This window comes from Xenorhabdus entomophaga (genome assembly GCF_037996725.1).
Lineage (GTDB): Bacteria > Pseudomonadota > Gammaproteobacteria > Enterobacterales > Enterobacteriaceae > Xenorhabdus > Xenorhabdus khoisanae.
Map to the genome: position 1 here is coordinate 1 of NZ_JBBMXH010000132.1, position 9409 is coordinate 9409.

Genomic DNA, 9409 nt, shown 5'->3' on the forward strand with positions numbered 1-9409 from the left:
CGTCTCCGGCCGGTTAATGATGCTGGCCGGAACGGGCTTTTCGTTAGGCTCCATTATCCTGACTACCCGTAAGTACGGACAGGCACTGTCCGATTTGTCGGCCATTACGGGCGCGACAGGGGCGCAGTTAAAGCAGCTGGATGAAAACGCCCAGCGGCTGGGCCGCACCACGGAGTTTGGGGCAACCCGCATTACCGAGGCGTTTAAGCTGATGGCCTCGGCGAAACCGGAACTGCTGAAAAGTACCGAAGGACTGACACTGGCCACCGAGAAAGCGGTGATCTTAGCGCAGGCCTCCGGGATTGAATTGCCGGAAGCGACTAAAGCACTGGCGCTCTCATTAAACCAGTTCAGCGCCTCCGCGGCACAGGCTGACCGCTTTATTAACGTGCTGGCCGCCGGGGCAAAATACGGTTCATCCGAAATTGCTGAAACGGCGCAGGCCATCAAAAACGGCGGGACGGTGGCGGCACAGGCAGGGATCAGTTTTGAGGAGCTGAGCGCCGTCATTCAGATTCTGGCAGAGCGGGGCATTAAAGGGGCCGAGGCAGGGACAGCCTTCCGCAACGTGGTACTGGCACTGGAACGCTCAACGGATAAAAAACTGAAACCCTCGGTGGCCGGGCTGTCCTCGGCACTGGCACACCTGACCACTAAAAACTTGTCCACCGCCGACGCGGTCAGGCTGTTCGGGCGGGCCAATGTCAGTGCCGCCTCCAACTTAGTGACCGGCCGGGGAAAACTGGACGAACTGACCCAGACCCTGACCGGGACGCAGGTTGCCTATGAACAGGCGAGCGCACGCGCCAATAACCTGAGTGCCGATCTCGACGTGCTGAGCAGCACCTTTGAAGGACTGGCGATTAAAGTCGGTCAGAGTGCCGATGGTCCGCTGCGTTCAGGGGTGCAGGGTGCCACCACGGCCATTAATGCCTTGTCAGAAAACTTTAATCTGGTGGCGGCTGTGGCGCTGCACACCCTGATCCCCGTAGTGGCCACCAAACTCACCGGCAGTTTGCGTGAAAATGTCAGCGCGTGGCGTTCAACGGAAAAAGCGGCCCGTGATGTGGCTAAACAACAGGCCGAAACAGCACAAAGGACGATTGACTCGGCCCGGGCCATCCGTGAGCAGGCCGGACAGCAGAACCAGTGGCTGACCACCCAAAAGATGATCAATAAGCAGCATAATCTTGATATCAGTTACCAGAAAGAATACGCGGCTAACTTTCGTAAAATCAAAGAGTCCATTGCGGCCGAAACGTCCGCGAAGCACCTGTTGGCTGAGGCTAACCGGAAACTGTCGTATTCTACCCAGATTTTGTCAGGGATGACGGCGGGTGCCCGTGGTGCCTTGTCGTTATTAGGCGGCCCGTTCGGCGCTGCGATGCTGGCAGGCTCAGCCCTGTATGGGTTATATAACCACAGCGTTCAAACAAGAGAGGGACTGCGGCAATTAAAAGATGAAACCGTCGAAACTATTGCTGAATTACAACAGCTTTCTAAGGTTAAGCTGGAGGTGGAGCTAGATAAGAATGAGGAAGATATAAATAACCTGAAAGAGGAATTGGAGCAGGTTGATCGCCAGCTAGAAAGATACTCTCAAACCAGAATTGGCAGATTGAAAAATCGTCAAAAAGGTGCATTAAGTTTCCTTTATGAAGACCCTAAAGAGGTTGAAAAGAAAGGGCGGGAGCTACTTAGCCGGCGAGAAGACATACTGAAGGGGCTGGAAAATAAAACAACAAGACAGAAAAATCTACGTTCAACTGTGACAACAGGAAAATTTGACGTACCGCCTCCTCCTCCCCCTAAGCTTGAAGGCGGCAATAGCAATCCGTGGACAGGCCCCGGGGGCGGCGGTGGGGGTAACAAGAAAGGGAATAGTACCCAAATCCTCAATCAATATCACCAGTTGCGCCTTGAAATAGAAAGGGCGCATACGACGAGTCTGGGCCGTATTGTGCTGAGTGAACAGGAAACCCAGCGAAAACTGGATGAAGTCGGTAAATCCGGGTTAGTTTCCCAACATGAAATTCAGCGTCTGAGTGCCCTCAATACCGAAAATCACCAAAAGCAACGGCGGGAACTGGCAGAAAGATACGCGCCTGTAAAAGCGTTAATCCGTCAGGAAGAAGAGGCGAGTAAGGAACTGAAAGCCCTGTACGCCGGACGATTACTGTCAGAACAGGAGTATCTGTCAGCCAGCCGGGCAATATACCAGACCACAGTCAAAGACAAACTGGCAGAACAAGCCAAACAGATTGCGGCCCCGCGTCTGGATATGGCGGGGGAAGTTGATCCGTTAGCCCAACTTAGGAACCAGCTCACCGAGCAAACGGCTTTGTATGAGGCTTATTACCAAAACAACCTCATCAAAAAGGAGCGTTACGAGCAATTGGCCAACGCAGCCGGTACCCGCTCTAAGGATGCACAATTTGCAGCAGCCAAGGAGCTGTATGGTGCGCAGGGTGATTTTCAGAAGATGCAGATGGGCTTGCTGGATGTGGTCGAACAGCGGACAGGTAATGCCCTGACCGGCATGCTGACAGGCACTAAGTCTTTCTCTGAATCCATGAAAGAACTGTCTGCATCACTGGCGCAATCCATTATTCAGGATCTGGTTCGTATCGCTATGCAGGCCATGATTACTAAGGCGCTGTCCGGATTCTTCGGGGGTAGCGGTATGACGAATATGGGTACCAGTGCTTTAGCCTCGGCGGGCGGCAATATGTCTTCGGCCAGTGTGGGGGCGATGGGAATATCGACCGACTGGCGCAGTTTTGTGCCTAATGCCAAAGGGGGTGTTTACCAATCGGCGAACTTAAGCCAATACAGCGGACAGATTGTCAGCAGCCCAACCCTGTTTAAATTTGCCACCGGGGGTGGCCTGATGGGGGAGGCGGGACCGGAAGCCATTCTGCCATTAAAACGTGGATCAGACGGTAAGCTGGGTGTGCAGGCGATGGGCGGTACGAGCAGCCAGACCACCAATCATGTCAGTATTGTGATTAACCCTGACGGGAACCACGAAGTGAAGGCAACCAGCGGATTTGAATCTGCGGGTCAGGATGTGGCGAAATTTGTCGATCAGCGGTTCAAGTTATTGCTGCATAAAAGTCTGGGGCAAGGCGGTGAATTAAGCGTAGCCATCAAAGGAGGCAGGCGATGATAAAAACATTTGATTTTCCCGCACGGGTTGGGGCTGCGGGGGAATTTGAACCCGTGGTGCGTTCTGTTCAGTTCGGTGACGGGTATAAGCAAACCTCGGGCGACGGGATCAACGCACGGCGGGAGAGCTGGCCCCTGTCCTTTGTGGGGACGTTGCCTGAAATAGAACCTGTGATTACTTTTCTGCGTGAGCATCAAGGATGGCGCGCCTTTAAATGGCGTAATCCGTTATCTGAGTTGGGGCTGTATCAGGCCGGGAAATTCAACATACAAGCCAACGGGTCCCACTTTACTCTCTCTGTGACGTTCACTCGCACCTATCATCCTTAAGAGGTTTTACCATGACAATCAATGCCACTCTCCAGCGTCTTGAGCCGGGGAGTAAAATTCTTTTGTTCGCCGTTGATGGTTCCGCGTTTGGCGGCCCAGAGCTGTATTTTCACAATCACCCGATTTCTTATACGGAAGCAGAGCTGGAAGGCGATACAGATAATTTACCCGCTAAATCTCTCTGGTGGCAGGGCGTGGAGTATAAGCCGTGGCCGGTCAGAATTGAAGGATTAGAGATCAGTGGTGATGGTAAGGCGGTATCCCCCACGCTCAGCATTGCCAATCTGGATGGCACTGTCAGTGCGCTGTGTCTGGCGTATCAGAATATGGCGCAGGCGCGTGTCACCCTGCATACGACCTTTGCGCACTATCTGGATGCGCGAAATTTCCCCGAGGGTAACCCGGACGCTAACCCTTCAGAAGAAAAGATTGACGTTTTCTACATTGACAGTAAGACCCATGAAGATAATACAGAGGTTCATTTTGCTTTATCTTCCCCGGCTGATTTGCAGGGGATTCAAATCCCGACCCGCCAGATACACGCTCTTTGTACGTGGTGTATGCGGGGCTTGTATCGAAAGTCGCCATGTGGCTACACAGGGACTCAATATTTTGATGAGGATGGTAACCCGACCGACGACCCGTCAAAGGATGTTTGTTCCGGGTTGCTATCAACAGGGTGCGAACCGCGTTTTGGAAAAGGGAATTCACTTCCATTTGGCGGCTTCCCCGGTTCTGCATTACTGAGACGGTAATATAGTGCAAACTCTGCCCCTCCTTATAGACAATCCTTGATTATTGATTCAATTTTCTTCATTGTTGCAATTTTACTGACAAGTGAGAGAGCTTTTGATGAAAAAAATTATTTTAATTATCTTGACATTTTTCACCATAAATCAGTCGGTGTTTGGGTTGGCAAAAGATGAACCTCAAGCACCGTTCGGATTCAAATGGGGTATGACTATTGATGAGGTTAGAAAATTAGACCTAAAAAAATTTAATGAATATCAAGATAAATTAGTATATACGGTAAGGATAGAATCAGCTCCTATAGAGTCTAAATATGATGGTGAGTACTTTTTGGACTTCTTTCCTCTTAACAGAGGGTTAAGATCAATTACTTTTGGCGTGAATGATTCGGGTAAAAATTACGATAAATTAAAAGAGAAATTTAATTTCATTGCATCGAATCTGAACAATAAATATGGATCGCCTGTTCTTAATGAGCAGAATAACCATGAATTAGCTAAAGACTATGAATACAATGAAATGAAGATTCAGTTAAGGCTCAATAAAGGAGAATCTGAGCCTTATATACTGTGGGTGAATTATGAATATTACCCCAAGGAATTATTTACTAAAGACGAGCCAATACTTAAAAAATTAGCAGAAAAATACGACAACCCATTCTAGATATAATCATATGGCAATGTATGAACTATGAGATCCCGTCTTGACGGGATTTTTTATTATATAAGGAAACCTACATGCGCCCACATATTATCCAATCCATAATGGATCACGCCAAAGCAGAATACCCCAATGAATGCTGTGGGCTGGTGGTTCAACATAGCCGCAAACAGCAATATATCCCCTGTCGCAATACCGCGCCTTCACCCACCGAGCAATTCAGCATTCACCCCGAAGATTACGCCAATGCTGAGGATACAGGCACTATAGTTGCCATCGTTCACAGTCATCCCAACGCCACAACACAGCCCAGCCAATTAGACATCGCTCAGTGTGACCTGTCACAAATCCCGTGGGTGATCGTCTCTTGGCCTGAAGGGGATATTCGTACGCTGATGCCGACTGAGGGGATAAAACCACTCATAGGTCGCCCGTTCGTGCATGGGATTTGGGATTGTTACTCCATTGTGCGCGATTGGTATCGGCTGGAGCGTAATATTGAAATCCCCAATTTTGAGCGCTCAGATAGCTGGTGGGAGCGGGGCGAAAACCTGTATATGAAGAACTATGCGGCGGCGGGCTTCGCAGCGTGCAGCGGGGAATTACAGGTGGGTGACGTGATCATTATGCAGGTGCAGGCCAAAGAGCCTAACCATGCAGGAGTGTATATCGGCGACGGCTTGATGTTGCACCATACGTACGGACAACTCAGTCATCGCGTGCCCTACAGTGGGTACTGGCAGGACAGAACAATTATTACCCTGCGTCACAGGAACTCACCCGCTTCGGCGGGTTTTTTGTTGGAGTAAACCATGAACACACTACGAATAATACGGTTGTACGGGATACTCGGTGCCCTGTTCGGGCGAGAGCACCGTTTAGCGGTATCGTCCCCTCAGGAGGCTGTCAGGGCACTGTCTGTCCTGATTGACGGATTTGAAAAGTTTCTGCTGACCGCGAAAGAACGGGGCTTAACCTTTGCGGTGTTCAGCGGCAAGCGCAATATCAGCCAAGAAGAGCTGGAGTTTTCCGGGGAAGACGATATCCGTATTGCCCCTATGATTATCGGCAGTAAGAAAGCGGGTGTGTTTCAGACTATCTTGGGTGCGGTGATGGTCGTCGCCGGGGCGTTTATGTGGATGACACCCTATGGCGTACCGATGGTGATGTCCGGTGTGTCTATGATGCTGGGCGGCGTGGTGCAGATGTTATCACCGATGCCGGGGGGACTGGCGCGACGGGAAGATCCGGATAATAAACCCAGTTACGCCTTTGGCGGCCCCGTGAACTCCATCGCTCAGGGCAACCCTGTTCCGGTGGGCTACGGTAAACGCCGGATCGGCGGAGCTATTATCTCAGCGGGCATCTACGCCGAAGATCAGCAATAACCGTCATTACGTTTAGTCTCGCCGCACCTGCGGCTTTTTTTATGGGTGAAATATGGGACATCATCTTATTCAGGGCAGCAAGGGCGGCAATGAAAGCCCCCGCACCCCCGTTGAATCACCGGATTCATTGCAATCCACCTCGTATGCCAAAATCTTACTGGCATTGGGTGAAGGTGAGTTTGAAGGCGGGCTGGACGGCACCAATATCTTTCTGGATAACACGCCGATTATCGGTCCCGACGGTCAGGCCAACTTTGAGGGCGTCAAATGGGAGTTTCGCTCCGGCACGCCGCATCAAGAGTATATCAAGGGGATGCCGGCGGTCGAAAATGAATTGAAAGTTGGCACCGAGCTGATAGAGACATGGGTCAGATCGGTCACCAATACTCAACTGTCAGCGGTGCGTATTCGGCTTGCGTGGGGGCCATTACAGCAACAAAAAGAGAATTCGGATACTGTAGGGTATGTTATTGATTATGCGATAGATATATCAACAGATGGTGGGACGTATCAGGAAGTACTGAAAACAGCGGTGGACGGCAAGACAACCACCCGATATCCCCGCTCACATCGCATTGATCTACCCAAAGCGCACTCTGGCTGGCAGGTACGTATCCGTCGTCTCACACCAAAACAAAATTCGGGGCGTATTAATGATGCGATGGTCGTTGAGGCTATCACCGAGATTATCGATGCTAAATTGAGTTACCCCGAAACTGCTTTATTGTTCGTTCAGTTTGATGCTAAACAATTTAAGGATATTCCTCCGGTCTCTTGTGAGCCGAAGATGCGCATTATCCGGGTACCCGATAATTATGATCCGGAAAGCCGCGCGTATTCCGGTGTATGGCAAGGCGCCTTTAAATGGGCATGGACAGACAATCCGGCGTGGGTGCTGTATGACCTGATGATGAATGACCGGTTCAGTATCGGCACACGGGTTAAGGCGGAGAACCTGAGTCTGGCGAAATGGGATTTGTACCGCATTGCGCAGTATTGTGATCAGCCCGTGCCTGACGGTAAAGGCGGCATGGAGCCAAGGCACACTTGCAATGTCTATATTCAGTCACAAGAGGATGCGTGGACCGTTTTACGGGATATTGCCAGTATTTTCCGGGGCATGACGTTCTGGGCCAACAACAACATGAATGTACTGGCCGATATGCCGCGCGATATGGATTACCTCTATACCCGTGCCAATGTTCGTGACGGTAAGTTTGTTTATGCCAGTTCCAGCGAGAAAACCCATTACTCTACCGCGATGGTGAGTTGGTCAGATCCACAGAACGGCTATCAGGATGCGGTCGAGCCGGTTTTTGATAACCGGTTAATCCGTCGTTATGACGTCAAACAGGCGGATGTGACGGCAATCGGCTGTACCCGCCAGAGTGAAGCGATACGGCGGGGTAAGTGGATACTGCACACCAACGAGTACGACCGGATGGTCACGTTTACCGTGGGGCTGGATGGCAAAATCCCGTTACCCGGTTACGTCATTGGGGTGGCTGATGAAATGTTTTCCGGTCGCGTGCTGGGCGGGCGCGTGGGTGCGGTGAATGGGCGCAATATCACGCTGGACCGGGTATCGTCTGCGAAAGCGGGTGAGCGGCTAATTCTGAACCTGCCTTCTGGCAAAGCGGAGGGGCGAACCATTCAGGCGGTGAACGGTCAGGTGGTCACGGTCACTACAGACTATTCGGAAATGCCGGCCACTGAATGTGTCTGGGCGATTGATGCGGCGGACTTGGCTGTCCAGCTATTCAGGGTGACCGGCATCAAAGAGGGCGAGGACGGCGTCTCGTTTGAGATCACCGCCGTTGAGCATAACCCGGATAAATACACCCATATTGATACCGGCACCCGCATTGATGAACGCCCCATATCGGTCATTCCGCCCGGCGTTCAGCCCCCGCCGAAAAAGGTGACGATTGGCAGTTACTCCGTTGTCAATCAGGGCATTGCCGTAAACACCTTGCGGGTGACATGGGAAGCGGCTGAAAGTGCGATCGCCTATGAAGCAGAGTGGCGGCGGGATAACGGGAACTGGATACCTGCCCCCCGAACCTCGACACAGGGTTTTGAAGTGCCGAATATTTACGCCGGACGCTATCAGGCGCGGGTCAGGGCGATTAATGCGTCTGAGATATCCAGTCTCTGGGCGAATGCACCGGAAACGCACCTGAAAGGAAAAGAGGGTAATCCACCTGCACCTTTGGCATTCAGAACAACCCCGATTATCTTTGGTATCCAGCTTGACTGGGGATTTGCGCCACAGACGGACGACACGCTGAAAACCGAGATCCAGTACAGCCCGACTAACGACGGTGAAGGGTTAATGCTGCTGGCGGATATTCCCTACCCGCAACGTACCCATACCCTACAGGGACTGTTAGCCGGGGTGGCGTTCTACTTCCGTGCCCGTCTGGTGGATAAATCCGGCAATCAGTCCCCGTGGACGGAGTTTGTCCGGGGCGAGTCCTCAACGGATACGAGCTGGATAGTGGAGGCCACCGGCAACCAGTTCCTCACTGCCGAGGCCGGAAAACGGCTGCAATCCCAGATTGATTATAACTCGGAAGCGGCAATGGAAAATGCGGCACTGAGTGGATCTATTGTCCAGCGTCAACTGAAAGAAAATGGCGAGATGCGGGCGGAGATACTGGAAGTCAAAACCACACAGGTGACTGACAGACAAGCCTTTGCTGAGTCAATGGAAAAAGTTCAGGCCGAAGTGGGTGAGAATGCGGCGGCGGTGCAGACCAAGGCGACCGCTGTCTTTGATATTGATGGCAATGGCTATGCTATCAAGGATATCGGGGCAGGGGTGAACTACAAGGGTCAGTTCTATCAGGCAGGCATGGTGATTGGAGCCGAGGTCAAGAACGGCAAGGTCGAGACACATTTCGGTGTCAGGGCGAACCAGTTTACGGTGGTGAATCCGTCCAATGGGAAAATGGAGCCGGTATTCGTGATTAAGGATGGGCAGGTTTTTATTAACAGCTTGTTCGTTGCTGATGCCACGATTACCAGTGCGAAGATTGCCGACACCCTCCAGTCGACCAACTTTGACCCGAACCGGCGAACCGGATTTAGGTTAAATATGCGAACCGGTG

The 9409-nt window shown here is 51.6% G+C and carries 7 protein-coding genes; all 7 read left to right on the top strand.

Going from position 1 to position 9409, the window contains the following annotated elements:
- Window positions 1–3169: phage tail tape measure protein (locus tag AAC854_RS19745; RefSeq protein ID WP_340618607.1), on the top strand; the 3169-nt coding region annotated here is incomplete at its 5' end.
- Window positions 3166–3498, top strand: coding sequence for a phage tail protein (locus AAC854_RS19750; protein ID WP_340618608.1), 333 nt, complete (start codon window positions 3166–3168; stop codon window positions 3496–3498). The genes AAC854_RS19745 and AAC854_RS19750, both read left to right, overlap by 4 nt.
- A gap of 11 nt (window positions 3499–3509) precedes the next feature.
- Complete coding sequence (locus tag AAC854_RS19755) at window positions 3510–4253, top strand: phage minor tail protein L (protein ID WP_340618609.1); 744 nt, start codon at window positions 3510–3512, stop codon at window positions 4251–4253.
- A gap of 97 nt (window positions 4254–4350) precedes the next feature.
- Entirely contained in the window at window positions 4351–4911 is a 561-nt protein-coding gene (locus tag AAC854_RS19760; protein WP_340618610.1) for a hypothetical protein, read from the top strand.
- Window positions 4912–4985: 74 nt separating this feature from the next.
- Window positions 4986–5717, top strand: a complete 732-nt coding sequence (locus AAC854_RS19765) for a C40 family peptidase (RefSeq protein WP_340618611.1) — start codon at window positions 4986–4988, stop codon at window positions 5715–5717.
- Between the two features lie 3 nt (window positions 5718–5720).
- Window positions 5721–6296, top strand: a complete 576-nt coding sequence (locus AAC854_RS19770; protein ID WP_340618612.1) for a tail assembly protein — start codon at window positions 5721–5723, stop codon at window positions 6294–6296.
- 52 nt (window positions 6297–6348) lie between these two features.
- A partial coding sequence (locus AAC854_RS19775; RefSeq protein ID WP_340618613.1) for a TipJ family phage tail tip protein occupies window positions 6349–9409 on the top strand: 3061 nt, incomplete at its 3' end.

Excerpts from the sequence above, each read along its gene's own strand:
- AAC854_RS19770 (WP_340618612.1), top strand. The coding sequence starts at position 5,721 with ATGAACACACTACGAATAATACGGTTGTACGGGATACTCGGTGCCCTG.
- AAC854_RS19755 (WP_340618609.1), top strand. The coding sequence starts at position 3,510 with ATGACAATCAATGCCACTCTCCAGCGTCTTGAGCCGGGGAGTAAAATT.
- AAC854_RS19765 (WP_340618611.1), top strand. The coding sequence starts at position 4,986 with ATGCGCCCACATATTATCCAATCCATAATGGATCACGCCAAAGCAGAA.
- AAC854_RS19750 (WP_340618608.1), top strand. The coding sequence starts at position 3,166 with ATGATAAAAACATTTGATTTTCCCGCACGGGTTGGGGCTGCGGGGGAA.
- AAC854_RS19760 (WP_340618610.1), top strand. The coding sequence starts at position 4,351 with ATGAAAAAAATTATTTTAATTATCTTGACATTTTTCACCATAAATCAG.